Annotated in this window: 15 protein-coding genes and 2 tRNA genes; 9 read left to right on the plus strand and 8 right to left on the minus strand. The window is 37.2% G+C overall.

Features of this window, described 5'->3' with window-relative positions; genetic code table 11:
* Window positions 1-41: 41 nt before the first annotated feature.
* Window positions 42-1,172: a DegT/DnrJ/EryC1/StrS family aminotransferase gene (locus OLM56_RS01190; protein WP_264528047.1), complete on the minus strand. Its 1,131-nt coding sequence runs from the start codon at window positions 1,170-1,172 to the stop codon at window positions 42-44.
* Window positions 1,173-1,271: 99 nt separating this feature from the next.
* Here OLM56_RS01190 and OLM56_RS01195 point away from each other — a divergent pair, with 99 nt between their 5' ends.
* The 4 genes from OLM56_RS01195 (at window position 1,272) to OLM56_RS01210 (ending at window position 5,679) form a co-directional block, all read left to right on the plus strand.
* Window positions 1,272-2,498, plus strand: a complete 1,227-nt coding sequence (locus tag OLM56_RS01195) for a 3-deoxy-D-manno-octulosonic acid transferase (protein ID WP_264528048.1) — start codon at window positions 1,272-1,274, stop codon at window positions 2,496-2,498.
* A gap of 8 nt (window positions 2,499-2,506) precedes the next feature.
* Entirely contained in the window at window positions 2,507-2,965 is a 459-nt protein-coding gene (locus OLM56_RS01200) for a GNAT family N-acetyltransferase (protein ID WP_264528049.1), read from the plus strand.
* A gap of 88 nt (window positions 2,966-3,053) precedes the next feature.
* Complete coding sequence (locus OLM56_RS01205; RefSeq protein WP_264528050.1) at window positions 3,054-5,192, plus strand: S46 family peptidase; 2,139 nt, start codon at window positions 3,054-3,056, stop codon at window positions 5,190-5,192.
* A gap of 253 nt (window positions 5,193-5,445) precedes the next feature.
* Window positions 5,446-5,679 (plus strand): hypothetical protein, encoded by a 234-nt coding sequence (locus OLM56_RS01210; RefSeq protein WP_170148746.1) that lies wholly within the window; start codon window positions 5,446-5,448, stop codon window positions 5,677-5,679.
* A gap of 67 nt (window positions 5,680-5,746) precedes the next feature.
* Here OLM56_RS01210 and OLM56_RS01215 read toward each other — a convergent pair whose 3' ends face one another.
* The 5 genes from OLM56_RS01215 to mutS form a co-directional block, all read right to left on the minus strand.
* The gene (locus OLM56_RS01215; protein ID WP_182492799.1) at window positions 5,747-6,097 is read right to left on the minus strand and encodes a DUF1508 domain-containing protein; all 351 of its coding nucleotides are present in this window, start codon (window positions 6,095-6,097) and stop codon (window positions 5,747-5,749) included.
* A 249-nt stretch (window positions 6,098-6,346) separates the two neighbouring features.
* The gene (locus OLM56_RS01220) at window positions 6,347-6,550 is read right to left on the minus strand and encodes a hypothetical protein (protein WP_264528051.1); all 204 of its coding nucleotides are present in this window, start codon (window positions 6,548-6,550) and stop codon (window positions 6,347-6,349) included.
* A gap of 151 nt (window positions 6,551-6,701) precedes the next feature.
* Window positions 6,702-6,787 (minus strand) — tRNA-Leu (locus OLM56_RS01225).
* Between the two features lie 15 nt (window positions 6,788-6,802).
* A tRNA-Gly gene (locus OLM56_RS01230) sits at window positions 6,803-6,875 on the minus strand.
* 141 nt (window positions 6,876-7,016) lie between these two features.
* Entirely contained in the window at window positions 7,017-9,623 is a 2,607-nt protein-coding gene (mutS, locus tag OLM56_RS01235; protein ID WP_264528052.1) for a DNA mismatch repair protein MutS, read from the minus strand.
* Between the two features lie 65 nt (window positions 9,624-9,688).
* On the opposite strand from mutS, the gene OLM56_RS01240 reads away from it, so the two are divergent.
* Window positions 9,689-10,219: an RNA methyltransferase gene (locus OLM56_RS01240; protein ID WP_264528053.1), complete on the plus strand. Its 531-nt coding sequence runs from the start codon at window positions 9,689-9,691 to the stop codon at window positions 10,217-10,219.
* Between the two features lie 4 nt (window positions 10,220-10,223).
* Here the strand turns inward: OLM56_RS01240 and folK are convergent, their stop codons facing one another.
* Window positions 10,224-11,369: a 2-amino-4-hydroxy-6-hydroxymethyldihydropteridine diphosphokinase gene (gene folK, locus OLM56_RS01245; RefSeq protein WP_264528054.1), complete on the minus strand. Its 1,146-nt coding sequence runs from the start codon at window positions 11,367-11,369 to the stop codon at window positions 10,224-10,226.
* 124 nt (window positions 11,370-11,493) lie between these two features.
* Here folK and sppA point away from each other — a divergent pair, with 124 nt between their 5' ends.
* Window positions 11,494-13,257: a signal peptide peptidase SppA gene (sppA, locus tag OLM56_RS01250; protein WP_264528055.1), complete on the plus strand. Its 1,764-nt coding sequence runs from the start codon at window positions 11,494-11,496 to the stop codon at window positions 13,255-13,257.
* A 175-nt stretch (window positions 13,258-13,432) separates the two neighbouring features.
* Window positions 13,433-16,015, plus strand: a complete 2,583-nt coding sequence (locus OLM56_RS01255) for an AsmA-like C-terminal region-containing protein (protein WP_264528056.1) — start codon at window positions 13,433-13,435, stop codon at window positions 16,013-16,015.
* A gap of 45 nt (window positions 16,016-16,060) precedes the next feature.
* Here the strand turns inward: OLM56_RS01255 and OLM56_RS01260 are convergent, their stop codons facing one another.
* The gene (locus OLM56_RS01260) at window positions 16,061-16,858 is read right to left on the minus strand and encodes a DUF2797 domain-containing protein (RefSeq protein WP_121375254.1); all 798 of its coding nucleotides are present in this window, start codon (window positions 16,856-16,858) and stop codon (window positions 16,061-16,063) included.
* Window positions 16,859-16,984: 126 nt separating this feature from the next.
* Here OLM56_RS01260 and OLM56_RS01265 point away from each other — a divergent pair, with 126 nt between their 5' ends.
* Window positions 16,985-18,511 carry a GH3 auxin-responsive promoter family protein gene (locus OLM56_RS01265; RefSeq protein WP_182492806.1) on the plus strand — a complete coding sequence of 509 codons (1,527 nt, stop codon included), beginning with the start codon at window positions 16,985-16,987 and terminating at the stop codon, window positions 18,509-18,511.
* A gap of 156 nt (window positions 18,512-18,667) precedes the next feature.
* Window positions 18,668-21,127 (plus strand): outer membrane beta-barrel family protein, encoded by a 2,460-nt coding sequence (locus tag OLM56_RS01270; protein WP_264528057.1) that lies wholly within the window; start codon window positions 18,668-18,670, stop codon window positions 21,125-21,127.
* The last annotated feature ends 46 nt before the right edge of the window (window positions 21,128-21,173 follow it).

The following is a 21,173-nucleotide window of genomic DNA, read 5'->3' on the forward strand; positions in this document are numbered from 1 at the left end:
TAATTTATTTTTATGGCGCGAAAGTGCACGGTTTGTATCAATTATTGCAAAAATTCTAAAATCGAATCTGTTATGAATTTGATCTGCTCGTCATCCAGCTCTGTATGCATCGGCAATGAGATTACTTCTTTTACCAATTGGTTGGTTATCGGAAAGTCTTCTTCTTTATAGCGGACATCCAAATACGCTTTCTGGCTGTGCAACGGAATCGGATAATAAATTGCACATGGAATTCCTTTGTCTAACAAATGTTGCATTAGGCCATCTCTATCGGCATCCAAAACACGCAACGTATATTGGTGAAAAACATGCGAATCTCTTTCACCTGCAACATACGGGGTAACGATATTTTTATGATTTGCCAAAGCCTGGCTGTATTTTTGTGCCGCCAATTGCCTTGCCGCATTGTACTCATCTAGTTTCGGGAGCTTTACGTTTAAGACTGCTGCCTGAATACTATCCAAACGTGAATTTACGCCAACCACATCATGATGGTAGCGTACATACATTCCATGGTTTACGATACCGCGAAGCTTATGCGCCAAGTCATCATCGTTTGTAAAAATAGCACCGCCATCTCCATAACAGCCTAAGTTTTTAGACGGGAAGAACGACGTTGAAGCGACATGGCCTATAACTCCTACTTTTTCTTTTTTGCCGTCGAAATATCTGTAATTCGCACCAATTGCCTGAGCGTTATCTTCGATTACATACAAATTATGCTCTTGAGCTAACTGCATGATAGCTTCCATGTTGGCAGCCTGTCCGAAAAGATGTACCGGAACAATCGCTTTTGTCTTTGGCGTAATTGCTTTTTTAATTGCTTCAACAGAAATATTAAACGTGTCGATTTCTACATCGACTAAAACTGGAGTCAGTTGCAAAAGTGCAATAACTTCAACGGTTGCTGCGAAAGTAAAATCAGCGGTGATTACTTCATCGCCAGGTTTTAAATCCAGCGCCATCATGGCAATCTGCAAAGCATCTGTACCGTTTGCACACGGAATCACGTGTTTTGCGCCAAGATATTCTTCTAGATTTTTCTGGAATTTATGAACTTCCGGACCGTTAATGTAAGTATTGGTGTCTAGAACTTCTTGAATAGAATTGTTTACTGTTTCTTTTATATTTTCATATTGACCTTTTAGGTCAACCATTTGAATTTTTTTCATCTAAATTAAATTTAAAACAAGCAAAACTACTAATAAAATGATGGACAACCAATGAAATTTCTAGAAACTAGCGTATTTTAGCGATTCAAAATCAGACTTATGTTTTTTCTATATAATCTACTGGTAATCATCACTGGATTTGCCTTAAAGGCGGTTGCTTTTTTTAATCCGAAAATGAAGCTTTTTGTTGAGGGAAGAAAAAATGTTTTTAAGACTTTAGGCAATAAAATACAGCCAAAAGATAAGACCATCTGGTTTCATTCGGCTTCTCTCGGCGAGTTTGAGCAGGGTCTTCCTGTGATGGAAAAAATTCGAACACTGTACCCAGACCATAAAATCGTACTGACTTTCTTTTCTCCTTCGGGTTATGAAGTCAGGAAAAACTCTACAGTTGCGGATGTAATCGTTTATCTTCCTTTGGATACAAAAAGCAACGCAGAAAAATTCCTGAAATTAGTCCATCCCGAAATGGCCTTTTTTATCAAATACGAATATTGGCCCAATTATCTCAATGCCTTAAAAGAAAGAAACATTCCTACCTATCTGTTCTCTGGAATTTTCAGGAAAGACCAAGTTTTCTTCAAATGGTATGGCGGATTTTACCGAAAAGCACTCACTGCTTTCAAACAGTTTTTCGTACAGAATGAGAGTTCCAAGCTATTGTTGCAACAGATTGGATTTAACAATGTAAAAGTAAGCGGCGATACGCGTTTTGACCGAGTTTTAAAAATTTTGGAAAGAGACAATTCGCTAGATTTCGTAGAAAAATTCAAAAACAATCAATTGACAATCGTCTGTGGAAGCACTTGGCCAAAAGACGAAGTACAACTGCTAGATTTTATAAACACCAATTCTTTTGGCGTAAAATTTATCATCGCTCCGCACAATGTCAAGCCAGAACAGATTAGCGAACTGAAAAATAGTATTTCAAAAAAAACTATTCTATTTTCAGAACTAAAAAACAAAAATCTAGCCGATTACGATGTCTTTATCATTGACACCATCGGCATCTTGACTAAAATTTACAGTTATGCTGATATTGCGTATGTTGGAGGTGGCTTCGGAACTTCAGGCCTGCACAACATCTTAGAACCTGCTACTTTTGGGATTCCGATTGTTATCGGCCCTAATTACCAAAAGTTTTCAGAAGCTGTCGCTTTAGTCAATATGGGCGGCTGTATTTCTGTGAAAAACAAAAAAGAATTGGAAGAAACGCTTTCTCTTCTAATCCAAAACGAAGACGAACGCTTTGAAAAAGGACATATCTCGAGCACTTTCGTACAGATGAATAAAAACGCGACAGAAGTTATCTTGAAAAATCTGTAAACAAAACCATGACAACATTCAAACCTTTACACACTTCAGACATCGATACTATTGTTCCGATGATGCAGGAATTTTATGCCATCGACAATTACCCGATCGACATTGCAATTTCAAAAGCTTTATTTTTAGAGTTTTTAGAAAATCCACATTTGGGAAGAGCATGGCTGATTTATTCGGATGATGAAATCGTGGGCTATGTAATCCTGACTTTCGTTTTTAGCTTTGAATACAAAGGGACGATTGCCTTCCTAGATGAATTGTATATTTCCGGCAAAGCACGCGGAAAAGGAATCGGAAAAAAAGCCTTAGATTTTATTCATCAGGAAGCTATTGCGCTTTCGCTGAAAATTATTTATCTCGAAGTCGAAGGCCATAATGAGATTGCCCAGAAACTCTATTTATCTAAAGATTTTGCAATTCACAACCGCAAGTTGATGAAACTGACGGTAAAAAACAGTCTTGTTTAAAAACAACTAAAAATTCGAGAATCGTTAAATAATTCGGCTTTTTACACAAAAATTGTAACTTGCAACCACTAAACTTCAATCGTTATCTATGAAATTTTTAAGACTTCTTGTCCTTTTACTGGTTCTTCCTGCCTATTCACAGCAAGGCGGAATGTGGATTCCATCGCTTTTGAAAGGGATGAATGAAACAGAAATGAAAAATCTGGGAATGAAAATGTCGGCCTCCGATATTTATGATGTAAACAAATCAAGCCTCAAGGATGCAGTACCGCAATTTAACGGCGGCTGTACTTCGGAAGTTATCTCTTCTAAAGGGCTTCTTTTGACAAATCACCATTGCGGTTTCGGAGAAATCCAAGCTCATTCTACGGTAGAACACGATTATCTGACCGATGGTTTTTGGGCGATGAGCTTAGAAGAAGAACTGCCAAATCCTGATTTAGAAGTAACTTTTATCGTAAAAATTGAAGACGTAACTTCTCAAATCTTAAATGGTGTTTCTGACATTTCTTCAGAAGCAGAAAAGCAGAAAAAAATCCAAGAAAACATTGCATCGCTGACAAAATCATCTCCAAAAGAAGCATGGCAGGAAAATAGAATTCGTACCTTTTATGAAGGAAACCAATATATTTTATTTGTTGTAGAAAGTTATAAAGATGTACGTTTGGTAGGTGCTCCGCCTTCTTCTATAGGCAAATTTGGTTCCGACACAGACAACTGGGTTTGGCCAAGACACACAGGCGATTTTTCATTATTCAGAATTTATGCCGATAAAAACAATCGTCCTGCTGCTTACTCAAAAGATAACGTTCCTTATACGCCGAAACACTTTTTGCCTGTTTCTATAAAAGGCGTGGAAGAAGATGATTTCACATTAGTATTCGGCTATCCTGGAAGAACTACAGAATACCTTCCATCTGTTGCGGTTGAGCAAATCGTAAACAATTTGAATCCAGCGAAGATTGAAATCCGCGACAAAGCGCTAAAAGTGGCCGACGGATTCATGAGAAAAGACAAAGCTATCAAGATTCAATATGCTTCAAAATATGCAAGTATTGCCAATTATTGGAAAAAATGGATCGGCGAGACTCAAGGCTTGAAAAAATCAAATGCTATTGAGATCAAGAAAAAATTTGAAAAAGAGTTCTTGGAAAAAGTAAACAAAGCGGGAAAACAAGCGGAATACGGCAACTTGTTTGCTGACTTCGAAAAAAACTATGCCGAAATCGCTCCTTATGCCTTAAGCAGGGATTATTTTACAGAAGTTGTATTGCGAAATACAGAATTGCTAACAATCGGCTACCGACTTTATCAATTAGAGCAGGTTTACAATTCGAGAGGAGAGCAATCGTTTAAAGATCGAAAAGAAGCAACTATCAAGGCTCTAGAAGAAACTTATAAAGATTTTAATGCTACTGTAGACGAAAAAGTATTTGAGCAATTGATCGAATTGTATGCGACCAAAGCGCCTAAGCAATTTTTGCCAGCAACCTTGAAAAATGCAGATTACAAAAAATTGACCGATAGAGTTTACGATTCAAAACTCACAAGCTACAAAGGACTAAAAGAATTACTTTCTGGCGATGCAAAAGCTGTTATGGCCAAAATCAATGCGGATAAAGGCTACCAGTTCGTAAAATCATTGGCTGACACCTATCTTAAAGAAGTAAGTCCGAAATACGATGAAATCAACCTAAAGATTGCGGCTTTGCAACGCACTTATATGAAAGGTATTTTAGAATTGAGTCCGAAAGAGGCTAGAATTTTCCCAGATGCCAACAGTACGCTGCGTGTTACTTACGGAAAAGTAAAAGGCTATTCGCCAAGCGATGCAGTAACTTATAGCCATACGACTTATTTAGACGGTGTGATGGAAAAATACATTCCTGGCGATTATGAATTTGATGTTCCAGCCAAGCTGATTGACTTGTACAACAAAAAAGATTACGGCCAGTACGGCAAAAAAGGAAAAATGCCAGTCTGTTTTATTGGGACCAACCACACAACGGGAGGAAATTCAGGTAGCCCTGCGATAGATGCAAAAGGAAATCTGATAGGACTCAACTTTGACCGCGTTTGGGAAGGAACAATGAGCGATATTTATTATGACCCTGCCATCTGCAGAAATATAATGGTCGACATGAGATATGTTCTTTTTATTATTGACAAATATGCTGGGGCGAAACACCTGATTAACGAGATGAAAATCGTTGGAGGAAAGAAATAATTCACAGTTTTTCGCCATAAAATTTAAGAATTACCGAAAATAGAGCTCTTAAATTTCAGAATTTGGCGAATTATCATAGCTGTTGTCATTTTTAACAAGTTTTAAATCACAAAGACATCGCTTAAACCCTTGTAATTCAAGGAATTTATTTTTAAAAAAAATCTTTTAAAAAAAATTACAATAAATATTTTAAGATATTAAAAAATTTATATCTTTGCTCCGAATTAATAATTAACCTTTATAATTTAGTAAGATGAAAAAAGTTGTATTAAGCTTAGCATTAGTTGCTACTATGGCATTTGTTTCTTGTAAAGAAACTGAAAAACCAGCTGAAGAGGCTGCTGTTGAAGCTACAGAAGTTGAAGCTACTCAAGCTGTTGAAGCTGCTGAAGTAAACGCTGAAGCTACTGTTGATAGCACTAAAGTTGCTGAAGAAGCTAAAGTTGAAGCTGCTAAAGCTGAAACTGCTGCTCCTGCTAAACAATAATTAGCAAACAGTAAAAAAAATAACCCTGCTTTTAGCGGGGTTTTTTTATGCTTATTATTTAACAACCTTAGTCTATGTCTGCAAAGATATCAGCCCCCGTAAAATCAAGTGTTTCTGCTTTTGAAACATAAAGCGCCACTTCTGAAATTCCTTTCGCCAATCGCAGTTCGGTATTAAACTTTCTGCTTACAGCATAAATTTTGCTGTTAATGATCAGCTTATAAAAATATTTACCGCTTGAAGCCCTGAATTTCAAGCAGAGTGCTGTTTCAGCATTCGCTTTAATGATTTCAATATCGCTTTCGCAATCCATTTTTAATTCATAAGTCATGCTCGTAAAGACGATTTTTCCTTTTCGAGAAGTATACACAAACTTGTAATGATCTTCGTCTTTCTTGCTAATAACAAATGCGCCCATAAAATAATTAAATAGAGTGTTTAAGACAAAAAAGCCTCCCGAAAGAGAGGCTTTCCCACTAAGTGATTAAAAGTAACTAATTCTTACCCGCTTAATGATTGATGCGCCAAATGTAAGAATAAATACTAAATTCTTTCACACAAATGACCTTCAATTCTAAAGTAAAAATAAATCAATAATAAAAATAAAAACCCCACAAAGAGGCCATCATTTTTTCTATTACAAGAATTATTAGTCCGTAATCCATCCTCAGATTCCTTTAAGAGCTTTTTCTGCCGAACCTTCCAAGCCACCAATCAATGCGCCGCCATATGCTCCAGCTACAACTCCATGAATACCGCCAAATAAGCCCTCTAAAAATCCTTTTACAGCATCAATAGCATCAACCTTAGCAACAGGTTTTATCGCATTCCAAAACCCTCTCCAGAATCCATCCCCTCTTGAATGCAACATGGATTCATCAAAGTCAGTAATAAGCTTTAGCCAATCAAACCTCTTACAACAAGGCTCGGCATTTTTTTAAAAAATTCAAGATTTAAATCCCTAGAAGCAAGGAATATTTAACTTATAAAAATAAAAAAGCCCCTAAGTTAGGGGCTTTTTGTACTCAGAGCGGGACTTGAACCCGCACGAACATTACTGTTCACTGGATTTTAAGTCCAGCGTGTCTACCAATTTCACCATCCGAGCATGGACTTTAATTTGAGCGAAAAACGGGGCTCGAACCCGCGACCTCGACCTTGGCAAGGTCGCGCTCTACCAACTGAGCTATTTTCGCATTTCTGATTTGTAAGAACAGCAACACTTGAACCGTATTGCGGATGCAAATTTAATACATTAATTCAATTATACAAGAACTTTTTTCAAAAAAAGAAGATAAAAAATATAACTTTCTGATAACGTATTCTTTAAATCCAAATCATTTTTTTACTAGCATTCTCTTGATTTCATTCAGCTTCATCAAAGCTTCCACTGGCGTGAGGGTATTGATGTCTAAATTCAATATTTCTTCTTTTATTTCCTCCAAAAGCGGGTCGTCTAAATTGAAAATACTCAGTTGCATTTCGTCCTTAGACGGCTTTATACCGTTCAAGGCTTCTCCTGAATGATCTTTTTCAAGTTTTTTCAGCAGTTTCTGTGCTTTTTGGATTACCGTTTGAGGCATTCCGGCCATCTTAGCCACATGAATACCAAAACTATGGGCACTTCCTCCTTTTACCAACTTACGGATAAAAAGCACATTATCTTTTAATTCTTTTACAGAAACATTGTAATTCTGGATTCTTTCCAAAATTTCGGTCATTTCGTTCAACTCATGATAATGTGTCGCAAATAATGTTTTTGGCCTTCCAGGGTGCTCGTGCAGGTATTCGGCAATAGCCCAAGCGATAGAAATTCCGTCATAAGTACTTGTTCCTCTACCAATCTCATCCAAAAGTACCAGGCTTCTGTCGGAAAGGTTGTTCAAGATCGAAGCCGTCTCGTTCATTTCGACCATAAAAGTAGATTCTCCCATCGAAATGTTGTCCGATGCACCTACCCTTGTAAAAATTTTATCTATGACACCCATCCTGACGCTTTCGGCCGGGACAAAACTTCCCATCTGTGCCAACAATACAATCAATGCTGTTTGACGCAGGATAGCCGATTTACCCGACATATTAGGTCCTGTAATCATAATGATTTGCTGGGTATCTCTGTCTAGATAGACATCATTAGCAATATAAGGAACTCCAACAGAAAGCTGTTTTTCGATTACCGGATGACGTCCATTTTTTATTTCCAATTCAAAAGTATCATCTAGAACAGGACATACATAATTATTTTCGATGGCCAATTGCGTAAAAGACGTAAGGCAGTCTAACTGGGCAATTAAGTTAGCATTGAGCTGTACAGGCTTTATATACGTCGAAATCCAATTGACCAATTGTTCAAAAAGTTGGCTTTCCAATTGGTGAATTTTCTCTTCGGCTCCAAGAATTTTGGTTTCATATTCTTTTAGTTCTTCCGTAATATAACGCTCTGCATTTACCAAAGTCTGCTTACGGATCCATTCGGCCGGCACTTTATCTTTGTGTGCATTTCTGACTTCGATATAATATCCGAAAACATTATTGAAAGAAATTTTAAGAGAAGAAATGCCTGTTCTTTCAGATTCTCTTGTCTCGATTCCTTCTAGATATTCTTTTCCAGAAGTCGAAATGCTTCTCAATTCGTCTAATTCAGCATGAATGCCTTTCGCAATTGCATTTCCTTTATTGATGGAAACCGGAGCTTCTGGATTCAACGTAGTCTTGATTTTTTCTCGCAACAAGTCGCAACTGTGCAGGCTGTCTCCTATCGTCTTGACCGCAACATTTTGGCTTTCGAGAGCCAATGCTTTTATCGGAATGATGGCATCTAACGAATCTTTTAGATACACAACTTCTCTAGGCGACACTTTTCCAGTGGCTATTTTTGAAATCAGACGTTCCAAATCGGAAATCTGTTTTATTTGATATTGGATGCTTTTCAGCACCTCATTATTTTCTTTTAAATAAGAAACCACCTCATGGCGTCCTTTTATTTTATCCGCATCTTTTAGCGGCAACGCCAGCCAACGTTTCAAAAGACGGCCTCCCATTGGCGAAAGCGTCCTGTCGATAACATCTAGCAAGGTTACTGCGTTTGGATTGTAGCTATGATACAGTTCTAAATTTCGAATCGTAAATCGGTCCATCCAAACATAAGCGTCTTCTGCAATTCGTTGAATTGATGTGATGTGCTGGACTTTATTATGCTGCGTTTCTGACAAATAATATAAAATCGCTCCTGAAGCAATGATTCCTTCCGGCAATTCTTCAATTCCAAATCCTTTTAAAGAATTGGTCTGAAAATGACCTGTTAGCGTCTCGAAAGCATAATCTTCTTTGTACACCCAGTCTTCGAGATAAAAGTTATGATAGTCTTCGCCGAACAATTCTTTGAAATCGTTCTTATTCTGTTTTGGAATAAGTACTTCACTCGGATTAAAATTCTGCAACAGCTTGTCAATATATTCTTCGTTGCCTTGCGCGGCTAAGAATTCGCCCGTAGAAACATCTAAGAAAGAAATCCCTATAATTCTCTTTCCGAAATAAATTGAAGCCAAAAAGTTGTTTGATTTTGACTGAAGCACCTCATCGTTCATAGAAACGCCAGGAGTCACCAATTCGGTAACGCCGCGTTTTACGATAGTCTTTGTCATTTTTGGATCTTCAAGCTGGTCGCAAATCGCAACTCGCAATCCGGCTTTTACCAATTTAGGCAGGTAGGTATTTAAGGAATGATGCGGAAATCCAGCCAAAGCTGTTTCGGTTTCAGAGCCAGCGCCTCTTTTTGTGAGCACGATTCCTAAAATTTTAGAAGCGCGGATCGCATCTTCGCCAAAAGTTTCATAAAAATCTCCCACTCTAAACAACAAGCAAGCATCAGGATATTTCCTTTTGATCTCGTTGTATTGCTTCATTAATGGAGTTTCTTTCGGAGTTTTATCTTTCGTGGCCAAGAGTATTCGGATTTTTAAATTATTTTTGCTAAAATAGAAAAACTAATAGTATTGCATCTGCATTTATGAGAAAACTTGCCAACAGCGAATTAGAAAGAAAAAGTATCGAAGATTTCAAGCAGGCCGAAAAAACACCACTAATTATCGTATTAGACGATATCCGAAGCCTGCACAATATCGGCTCCGTTTTCAGGACGGCCGATGCTTTTTTGATTGAAAAAATTTATCTCTGCGGCATTACGGCTACGCCTCCAAACAAAGAAATCCACAAAACGGCTCTTGGCGCAACGGAAACTGTTTCTTGGGAATACGCCAAAGATGTTTTAGAAGTTATTGACAGCCTCCAAAAAGAAAATATTGCGGTCATGGCAATTGAACAAGTAGAAAATTCTATTTCTCTGCAAGAATTTATTCCGGAAAATGATCAAAAATATGCTTTGGTTTTTGGAAACGAAGTAAAAGGCGTTTCTCAAGAAGCGATTAAAAAATGCCAAGGCACTATAGAAATTCCGCAATTAGGCACCAAACATTCGCTGAACATTTCGGTAAGTGCCGGAATCGTAGTTTGGGATTTGTTTCAAAAATTGAATTTTTAAAACCTTATCGTTTTCCCGAAAAAGCTTTGCTTTCGATTTCATCTAAAATCTGAAGATAATCGTATTGGTTCTTGACAAAATCTTTATCGGAAACATCAATAACCAAGACATTCAGGTCGGTTTGAGATTTTATATAATCGAGATAGCCTCTATTGATCTTGTCCAGATATTCTGCCGGAATTTCTTGTTCATAAGAACGGCCTCTCAGCCTTATATTCTCTAGCAGACGTTCTGTATTTTGATACAAGTAGACATACAAATCCGGCTTTTTCATTTCTTTATAAATTATGTCAAAAAGCGTCTTGTACAATCGGTATTCGTCTTCACCTAACGTAACTTTCGCGAAAATCAAGGATTTAAAGATATGGTAATCTGCAACGATAAAATCCTTAAACAAATCAAACTGCGCTAAGTCATGCGACAGTTGTTGGTATCGGTCAGCCAAAAAAGACATTTCTAACGGAAAGGCATATCGGGCTTGGTCTTTATAAAATTTCGGGAGGAAAGGATTGTCTGCAAAACCTTCCAAGACAATCTTAGCATTAAAATCCTCGGCAATTTTGTGAGCAAGCGTTGTTTTTCCAGCGCCAATATTTCCTTCGATGGCGATATAATTGAAATGGTCGAAATGGTATTTTGCTACAGGCGATTTCAAATCAGAAACGACTTTACAATCCGATTCATCTTTACAGTCCCGCAATAACTCAACAACATTTTTATTAAGCTTGGGATGTACAAAATCAGACTTCAAATCGTTCATCGGCAGCAAGACAAATTTTCGGTCTTGCATGTGCGGATGCGGTACTTTTAAATTTTCAGCATCAATAATTTCTTCGTCAAAGCTTATAATATCAATATCGATTGTCCTAGATTGATACCTTGCGCCTGCATTTCTGACTCTTCCCAGATCCAATTCAGCATTCAAGATTTCCTCTAGAATCACGGAAGCTGTTTTACAAGTATGGGCCAATATCGCACAGTTGAAAAAAGCATCGCCCTCAAAACCCCAAGACGGTGTTTCGTAAAGTTTTGAAACGCTGACAACAGTAGCAATCTCTTTGTGAATCAAATCGATAGCTTGCTGAATATTCTGAAGCCTGTCGCCTTGATTGCTTCCGATAGATAATATGGCTTGATGCTGTATTTTCATAGATTGCAAATTAAGGAAAACTATTTCACACAAAAGCACATTTTTAAGTTGCAATCCGAAATTATTAGGTCGAAATTTGTAACTTTTTGGATATTTATGTGACCTATAAAGAAATAACAATACTATGAATTTTTTAAAAAATGTACTTTCAACCGTAATCGGATTATTCGTTTTCCTATTTGTCTTATTTTTTGGATTTATAATCATCGCCGCATTATTTGGCGGTAACGACTCCAAGACGGTTGTGGTAAAAGACAATTCGGTAATAGAACTGAATCTCGAAGAAGTCACAAACGACTATGCTGGGAAATTCTTATATGAAGATTTCAGCTTTTTGAATGAAGAAAAGACAAACGGTCTTTCTGATGTGCTAAACGCAATTGATGCGGCAAAAACGGATGATAAGATCAAAGGAATCTCCATCCTAAACAATATGTCATTATTAGGAATGGCACAAAGCAAAGCGCTTCGCGACAAGCTAGAAGATTTCAAAAAATCAGGGAAATTTGTCGTGGCTTATGCCAATTCGTATACCCAAAAAGAATATTACCTAAATTCTGTTGCCGATACGATTTATCTTAATCCTGTTGGAGAAATGGATTTCAAAGGACTTTCTTCTGAAGTCATGTTCTACAAAGATTTTCAAGAAAAAACTGGCGTTAAGATGGAAGTTATCCGCCACGGAAAATACAAAAGCGCTGTCGAGCCTTATCTAGCGAATGAAATGAGCGAAGCCAACCGCGAGCAGATTTCGGCCTTATTAAATTCGGTTTGGAATTCGGTTGCTGCTGATATTTCAAAAAGCAGAAAAATTCCGGTTGAAAAACTAAATGAAATTGCAAACGGACTTTTGGCAAGAACGCCAGAAATGGCAAAAGCAGAAAAATTGATTGACAAGATTGCTTATGAAGACGAATACCACAACGGTATCAGAAAAGCGCTTAAAGTCAAAAAAGACGAAGAGTATAACACGGTAAGCATTATCGATTATGCGCATAAAAACTCGACCGTAGGAAAAAAACCAAGCAGTGAAAACACTATTGCCATCATCTATGCGCAAGGAACCATTCTTGGCGGCGAAGGCGATGTTGATATTATCGGCGAAGGTTCGATGAGACGTTCTTTACAAGAAGCTAGAAACGACAAAAAGGTAAAAGCCATTGTCTTGAGAATCGACAGTCCGGGTGGAAGCGCCTTGACTTCCGACTTGATTTGGAGAGAAATCGAGTTGACTAAAAAGGTAAAGCCTGTCGTAGTTTCTATGGGGAACCTGGCCGCTTCCGGAGGTTATTATATCGCTTGTAACGCCAACAAGATTTTTGCAGAAGAAACCACTATTACAGGTTCAATCGGTGTCTTCGGTACGTTGCCAAACATTACAAAACTGACGAACAACATCGGAATTCATACAGAACAAGTAAAAACACACCAAAATGCTGCCGGATATAGCATCTTCACTCCTTTAGACGAAAACACTAGAAGCATGGTTCAAGAAAGCGTAGAAAACATCTACAAAGTTTTTGTTGACCGTGTGGCTAAAGGAAGAAACATGAAATTTGAAGAAGTCGATTCTATTGCCCAAGGAAGAGTCTGGACAGGAGCGGATGCGATTAAAATCGGATTGGTAGACAAAATTGGAAACATGAATGATGCCATAAAAGAAGCCGCAAAATTGGCCAAAATCAAAGACTACAAGACTGCCGATTATCCGGAATACGAGAAGAAATTTGCAGATATTTTTGGTGGTATGCCCTTCATGCAATCGAAAGAAAGCTTTATCAAAGAAGAGGTAGGTGAAGAAAACTACCAGATGATCGAGCAGATTCGAAGAATGAGCGCTCAAAAAGGAATGCAGGCCTTAATGCCTTACGAGATCAATATTAAATAATTTATTTTAACGACAAAACTAAATATCAGGGCCAAAAACTCTGATATTTTTTATTTATACATTTCGAAAACATCAAATTTTAGATTTTACTTCTTTAAAGTTTTTCTTATTTATACTTTTATTAAGGATATTGGTTTAATTTTTGTTATAATTTCGCTAAATAAATAAATTTATTATGTTAAAAAAGATTTTAAAAGCCGTCGGTATATTTCTATTGGTAATAATCATTGCATTAGCTGCAGCGCCATTTTTATTCAAAGACAAGATCAAACAACTGGTCCTGAAATCAATTAATGAAAATGTAGACGCAAAAGTCGCATTTGACGATGTAGACTTGAGCTTATTCAAGAACTTCCCGCGTGCGAACGTTACCATTGATAAATTAAGCATCATCAACAAGGCTCCGTTTGAAGGCGACACTTTGGTATATGCCGGAGAAGTAAACCTAAAAATGTCTATCAAAGAACTTTTTAAAAGTGAAGGAGAGCCGATGAATATCGAATCCTTTTCTTCAAAAAACGGCGTGATTAATATTCTTTTTGACAAAAACGGCGTCGGGAATTTTGATATCGCTATAAAAGACAAGAAAGACAAAAAGGAGGATTCTAAAAGCAAGCCTTTTGCTATGAACGTCCAAAATTACGAAATAGAAAACCTGCGTTTTACTTACTTTGACGAACGTTCCAAAGTCAAAATGGTCATCGACAGCCTGAATCACCAAGGAAAAGGAAATTTTGCCGCTTCAAAATTGGATTTGACAACCAAAACTACAGCAAAGGTTTCTCTCGATATGGACAAGACCAATTATATGAAAAACATCAAGTTGGATTTGGACGCTGTATTAGGAATTGATTTGGAAAACAGCAAATATACGTTCAAAGACAATAAAGCTTTGATCAATCAATTGCCTTTAGAATTTAACGGATTTATCCAGATTGTCGATGCCGGACAAGAATACGACCTAACTTTCAAGACACCTACTTCTTCCTTTAAAAATTTCTTAGGCGTTATTCCTGAAGCCTATGCCGGAAACCTGAGTACCGTTAAAACAACTGGCGATTTTAAAGTTTCTGGATTTGCAAAAGGTTTGTATAGCGACAAGACCGTTCCAAAATTCAATCTGGCTATTGCTTCAAACAATGCGTCTTTCAAATATCCTGACCTTCCAAAATCAGTTGAAAATATCGTAATCGACACAAAAATTATCAACGAAACAGGAATACTGAACGATACGTATGTAAACCTTGACAAGCTTTCTTTCCGAATCGATCAGGATGTGTTCAATGTACAGGCGAATGTAAAAAACATCGTCGAAAATCCGTTGGTAGATGCCAAATTAAAAGGAACCGTGAATCTTGCAAATGTCTCCAAAGCGTATCCTGTAAAATTAGATACGCCGCTTTCGGGAATTTTGAAAGCTGATGTTGAGACTAAATTTGATATGAAGTCGGTAGAAACAAATCAATACCAAAACATTCAAGCTGCCGGAAACGCAAGTATTTCAGGCTTCAAATATGTCGATGCCGATAAAAAAGCTTACACAATCAATACTGCTGTCGCTCAATTTTCAAACCAAAAAATCAATTTGCAGCAATTGGATATGACGACTGGAAAAACCGACTTAAAAGTAAATGGTGTTTTAGAAAACTTCTTGGGTTATGCTTTCAAGAACCAAGAGTTGAGAGGAAATTTTACGATGAAATCCAACCAATTTTTGGTATCAGATTTCATGTCAAAAACCGAAACCACGGTAAATAATAAGACTGTAACTACAGAAGCTGTCAAGATTCCAAAGCTTTTAAATGTAACCTTGAATGCGTCTGCTAACACTGTAGTGTATGACAACTTAAACCTTAAAAACGTTTCTGGGAAAATTATCGTAAAAGACGAAGCAGTTTCACTCCAAAATCTAAAAACTTCAATTTTCAATGGATTAATCACAGCCACGGGAGATGTTTCTACAAAAGGCAAAGTACCTACATTTAATATGAATTTGGGCTTATCTACGGTAGATATCAATCAGACGTTTAGTCAATTGGACATGTTGAAGAAAATTGCTCCGATTGCCGATGCAATTAACGGAAAACTGAATTCAACCATCAAGCTTTCTGGTAATTTGGATGCAAAAACAATGTCGCCAGACCTCAATACGCTTTCAGGCGATTTGTTCGGGCAATTGCTTTCGACTACAATAAACTCAAAAAATTCTGCCGTTTTGAACAAGCTTGATGAAAAAGTAAAATTCATCGACCTGCAGAAATTAAATTTAAACGACCTAAAAGCAAATCTTACGTTTAAAGATGGGAAAGTAAACGTGAAACCTTTCGATATCAAATACCAAGACATCAAGATAAATGTTGGCGGACAACACGGTTTTGACCAGTCTATGAATTACAACCTGAAATTTGATGTTCCTGCAAAATATCTAGGAACAGAAGCAAATAAATTAATAGCAAAACTGAGCCCTGCCGAAGCTAACAAATTAGAAAACATTCCTATAACGGCTATACTTACGGGTAATTTTAAAAACCCAAAAGTCTCGACAGATATAGAACAGGCTGTTACCAAACTAGCGACGCAATTAGTCAAAACCCAAAAAGACAAATTGGTTACTCAAGGAACCAACGCTTTAGGAAATCTGCTAGGCGGTACTAAAAAAGATACAACTAAAACGCAGACGAATCCTACCAAGGAAGATGTAAAAACTAAAGTTTCGGAAGGAATCAAAGGCCTTTTTAATAAAAAGAAAAAAGAATAAGCTATAATAAAACAAAAAGCCTGCAGTTTAAACTGCAGGCTTTTTTTATAAAATATTCATCCCAATGACGTAGCCTTCAAAGCTTCGGACATTAAAAACTGTCCCATCTTCAAAAATCAAATATTGTCCTTTTATTCCTATCAATCGGCCTGTAAAATTAGGGGTTTTGTCTAGGTTCAATCCCGTTACTTTTTTAGGATATCTCAAGACTGGATATTTCAACACAAAGTGCTCGTCTAAGTCAGGATTAAAATAAGGCTTCACTTCTTCTGGAAGCTTATCAAAAATATTAGTTTTTTCAGCTATCAAATCCAAAGTCAACACTTCGTTCTGAAGCATTTTCCTCCAATTGGTCTTGTCTACAAAATGATTTTTCAAAGCCACCTCCGTAATTCCAGCCAAATACCGATTCGGAACTTCCACAATAGAAACCGCCTCACATGCGCCTTGATCGATCCATCGTGTCGGAATTTGTGTTTTTCGTGTCACGCCTACTTTTATTTCGCTTGATAAAGCTAGATATACCACATGTGGTTGCAACTGCACTCTCGTCTCATAATCCAAATCTCGGTCTGCAATTCCTAAGTGCGCAGTACTCAATTCGGGTCTCATGATCCAATCTCCAACCGCCGGACTGCTGTAGAAACAATCATAGCAGAATCCCTGGCGAAAAATCTTTTTCTTTTTGGAACAGTTAAGGCATTGGTAACCAAGAAAACTGATTTCAATATTTTTATCAAGAGCTTGGTTTACGTTCAAGAAACTGTTTTCAAAAGTCAGATAATATTGAATCTGAGCCGCAAATTCCGTTTCCATTTTTGAAAGAACACCTTCGTATTGCATTGTTTTTTTGAGTTAATGATTTAGACGATCGCTTTATGGCTTTTGGCACTTGACTTTCGACAATTTTTGTTATTTTTGGTAAAGTTAGAAATTCGTAACTCATAAATCATAACTCAAACCTAAAAAATGGCGTTACCCATAATCAATTCGGTGGCAACGTGGATTTTAAAAAAAAGAATCCATCAAATTGAATTGTTCCTGAAATACCCAAATGAAGTTCAGGAAGAGTTGCTTTTGAACTTGATCCGCACTGCCGAATACACTGTTATCGGCAAACAGTATGATTTTTCTTCGATAAAATCGTATCAAGAATTCACCGAAAGGGTTCCTGTTTCTACTTATGAAGATTTAGAACCGTTGATTGAAAGGACGCGAACAGGCGAGCAGAATGTTTTTTGGAACACGCCGATAAAATGGTTTGCAAAGTCAAGCGGAACTACCAACGCGAAAAGTAAATTTATCCCCGTTAGCACAGAAGCGCTTGAAAACTGCCATTATAAAGCGAGCAAAGATTTATTGAGCCTTTACCTTAACAACAACGAAGAATCGCAATTATTTACAGGAAAAAGCCTTCGCCTTGGCGGAAGCAAACAGCTGTACGAAGACAATAACACTTTCTTTGGTGATTTATCTGCGATATTGATTGACAACATGCCGATCTGGGCCGAATTCAGCAGTACGCCAAGCAATAAAGTATCGCTGATGAGCGAATGGGAAGCCAAGATTCCGGCAATCATCAACGAAACAATTCACGAAAATGTAACCAGTTTTGCGGGAGTTCCATCTTGGATGTTAGTCCTGATGAACAAAACTTTAGAAGTTACTGGAAAGACAAACCTGCTTGAAATCTGGCCAAACCTGGAAGTGTATTTCCACGGGGGGGTTAGTTTTGAGCCCTATCGAGAACAATACAAAAAAATTCTTCCGAACTCTGGTTTCCAATATTATGAAATCTACAATGCCTCTGAAGGCTTTTTTGCCATACAAGACCTCAACAATTCCAGCGATTTATTGCTGATGTTAGACTACGGTATCTTTTACGAATTTATCCCGATGGATACTTTTGGGACACCGGAACAGAAAATCATCCGATTATCAGAAGTTGAACTTGACAAAAATTACGCAATCGTAATTACCACAAATGCTGGATTATGGCGCTATATGATCGGCGACACTATTCGATTTACGTCTTTAAATCCGTATAGGATACGCGTAAGCGGCAGGACAAAGCACCATATTAACGTATTTGGAGAAGAACTGATTGTTGAAAATACAGACAGAGCTATAGCCAAAGCCTGCAAACTGACCAACACCGAAGTCATTGACTATACGGTGGCTCCTGTTTTTATGGAAGGAAAAGAAAAAGGCGCTCACGAGTGGATGATTGAATTTAAAAATACGCCTGAGAATATCACAGATTTTAGGCAGATTTTAGACGATACCTTGCAGTCTCTGAATTCTGATTATGAGGCAAAGCGCCATAACAACATGACCTTAAATCCGTTGATTATCAATGTAGCAAGAACAAACTTGTTTTATGACTGGCTGAAAGAGCAAGATAAATTAGGAGGACAGCATAAAATCCCAAGATTATCCAACCAGAGGAATTATCTGGAAGAACTGAAATCCATGCAATTTTCTATTACTACTTAATTCTAAGACAAACACGATAAGCAGGCATACACAATCAAAGACTTACTTCTTCTGAATGTTAAAGTTGCTTGTGGTTATCAAAAAAATAAGCTTTTTCTGTAACAATTTTCATTTTGAAAAGTCTGATAAACATCATCATCAATCAAACTAATCAAAATGAAATCATTAATTGTCGCCTTTGCTTTATGCGTTGGTCAACTTGTATTTGCACAACAGCCTCCTACTTATCTTGAGCTAAACAGTCCAAAAAGCGGAATTCCTTGCGAAAACGACTCTTCGGAAAGAGAAATTCTTTTAGAAAAAATTGAAGGAAACAGCAAAACCAAAATCGGAGCTTACCGAGGAAATGGTTGCAAATTTACGCTTACAAAAAAGCTAGAATTAGGGAACTATTCGTTTACCATTTCTGGACTGAACATTCAGCAAGCGAAAATTGCATTTGAAGTTACCGCAGAAAATCGCGAGAAAATCATTCAAAATATTGAACTGACAGATAAAACGAATGAACTCAGCGAAGTTACGGTGTATGGAAACCAGCGCCAATACATGAAAGTCGAGTCTGACAAGACCACAATCAACATTAAAGAAAACGGATTGCTTAACAGCGGCACTACGCTTGAAGCTGTCAAAAAGCTTCCTGGAGTGATTACATCTCCTTCTGGTTCGCTTACCTTAAACGGAAAAGGCGTTACGATTTATATCGACGGCGCTCCAAGCAACTTGACCGGAACTGACCTTCAGAATTACCTGAACAGCCTTCCTGCCAATTCAATCGAAAAAATAGAGCTCATCTATGACCCAGGAGCTTCGTATGATGCCAATGCCAGCGGTTCCATCATTAATATCGTGACGAATGGCAAGAAAATGAAAGGCGTAAATGCCAGCTTTAATATCAATTATAACTTCAACAAATATCAAAAGCCAAGTCCGCAGATTCTTTTGAATGGCAAAGAAAACAACTTGAGTTGGCAGACCATGTTTGGTGTGAATTACGTCGAAAGAGAAAACAGGAATCGTAACGCGCAAGAATTTACTTATTTTAATCCGCCGGTACGTCTCGAGCAGGAAAGCTTTGACCTTATCACATACAGAAATCTTTATTGGAGAACGGGTATCAATTACAAATTGTCGAACCAATCCAATCTTCTTTTCAATTATAATATGAGTCTTGCCAACGACAGGAATGACAACAAAAGTTCTGCTTTGAGCAACACTATTGATTTCACGAATAATGGAATATCCAAAACAAAGGCCAACAATCAAGAATTGAGCTTACAATTCAAAACAAAACTCGACACCTTGGGAAGAACACTTGACATCACTGCCTATACCAATCTTTTTGATAGGAATCCATTGAACCAATCGACTTCTTTTGAAAACAATGTTTATACGTACAACAATTCTGATATTGATTTTGCCCTGACCAATTACTATCTAAAATATGACCTTTCATTCCCTTTTGAAAAGTATGCTTTTACAATAAATACTGGCGGTAAATACAACACTACAAAAGTGAAAGATTTTGGACGATATAATTTCGAAGAACCAAGCAATGCTATTTTCAATTCTAATCACTACGAGTCAGAAATTGATTTCGACTATTCGGAACACAATTTGGCGTTTTATGTAGAAGCGAGAAAAAAATATAAAAAATTCAATCTTACGGCTGGTGTGCGTTTTGAAAATTTTGAAGTAGAGCGAGAAGCCAGCTCGGTTGCAGATAAGATAAAATTCAACAATACTCGTTTTTTTCCGAATGCCAGTATTATGTTTGAAGCGACTGAAAACATCAATTTTAGCACTTCTTATTCTAAAAAAGTTTCCCAGCCAGGCTATTATACTATTGACCCTAACAACAGTTCGAATTTTAACAGATACAATACATCGGTCGGAAATATGGCATTACAGCCTATCTTTTATGACAATTACGGATTTAAGATTTCGGCTTTCCAATACGTCAATTTGGGAGCCAATTATACGATAGCCAAAAACGACACACAGTTTCTCTTTAGCGCTGAGGACGGCGAATTGGTAAGCAACAGAACGTTTGCTTCTTTTGACCGAATCAAGACTTTTAGCGCTTACTTGTCTTTCCCTATTCCGTTAGATTATTTCTTCAAGAGCAAGGAAGAGTTTGCGAAACGAATGAACGAGATTGATAAGATGAATTATATCTATGCCAATATCAACTATGTAAAAACAGATATTGAAGGTTATGATTTTACGTTTAAAAATACGGGAATCGTAAACTTTGGCGCGGAATCACAAATTCATCTTCCTTGGGGTATCATCAATAATATGTCTTACTTTTTCCTTCCAAAAGGAAACTGGGAAATCTACCGAATCGAAAGGCCAATTCAACAGTTTGATATTTCGTTCAACAAAACTTTTATGGACAAGAAATTAAAAATCGGCGTTCATTGTTTTGATGTATTCAATGCCAACGAAGTAAATGCTTTGGTAGAAGGAAAAAACCTTAGGACATTATTTTATGAAAAACAAGATTCCAGAACGTTTCGAATTTCATTGACTTACAATTTTGGAAACTTGAAATTGCAGACGGAAAACACCAACATTGAAGTAGAAAAAGCAAAAGAAGGAGGCAAAGGGCTTTAATTTTCTAAACAGCGTATAACAAAAAATCCCGATTCTCATCGGGATT

Source organism: Flavobacterium sp. N2550 (assembly GCF_025947265.1).
GTDB classification, from domain to species: Bacteria; Bacteroidota; Bacteroidia; order Flavobacteriales; family Flavobacteriaceae; genus Flavobacterium; species Flavobacterium endophyticum.

Coding starts and splice junctions, on each gene's coding strand:
- OLM56_RS01190 (WP_264528047.1), bottom strand. CDS start 1,172: ATGAAAAAAATTCAAATGGTTGACCTAAAAGGTCAATATGAAAATATA.
- OLM56_RS01195 (WP_264528048.1), top strand. CDS start 1,272: ATGTTTTTTCTATATAATCTACTGGTAATCATCACTGGATTTGCCTTA.
- OLM56_RS01200 (WP_264528049.1), top strand. CDS start 2,507: ATGACAACATTCAAACCTTTACACACTTCAGACATCGATACTATTGTT.
- OLM56_RS01205 (WP_264528050.1), top strand. CDS start 3,054: ATGAAATTTTTAAGACTTCTTGTCCTTTTACTGGTTCTTCCTGCCTAT.
- OLM56_RS01210 (WP_170148746.1), top strand. CDS start 5,446: ATGAAAAAAGTTGTATTAAGCTTAGCATTAGTTGCTACTATGGCATTT.
- OLM56_RS01215 (WP_182492799.1), bottom strand. CDS start 6,097: ATGGGCGCATTTGTTATTAGCAAGAAAGACGAAGATCATTACAAGTTT.
- OLM56_RS01220 (WP_264528051.1), bottom strand. CDS start 6,550: ATGTTGCATTCAAGAGGGGATGGATTCTGGAGAGGGTTTTGGAATGCG.
- OLM56_RS01240 (WP_264528053.1), top strand. CDS start 9,689: ATGAGAAAACTTGCCAACAGCGAATTAGAAAGAAAAAGTATCGAAGAT.
- folK (WP_264528054.1), bottom strand. CDS start 11,369: ATGAAAATACAGCATCAAGCCATATTATCTATCGGAAGCAATCAAGGC.
- sppA (WP_264528055.1), top strand. CDS start 11,494: ATGAATTTTTTAAAAAATGTACTTTCAACCGTAATCGGATTATTCGTT.
- OLM56_RS01255 (WP_264528056.1), top strand. CDS start 13,433: ATGTTAAAAAAGATTTTAAAAGCCGTCGGTATATTTCTATTGGTAATA.
- OLM56_RS01260 (WP_121375254.1), bottom strand. CDS start 16,858: ATGCAATACGAAGGTGTTCTTTCAAAAATGGAAACGGAATTTGCGGCT.
- OLM56_RS01265 (WP_182492806.1), top strand. CDS start 16,985: ATGGCGTTACCCATAATCAATTCGGTGGCAACGTGGATTTTAAAAAAA.
- OLM56_RS01270 (WP_264528057.1), top strand. CDS start 18,668: ATGAAATCATTAATTGTCGCCTTTGCTTTATGCGTTGGTCAACTTGTA.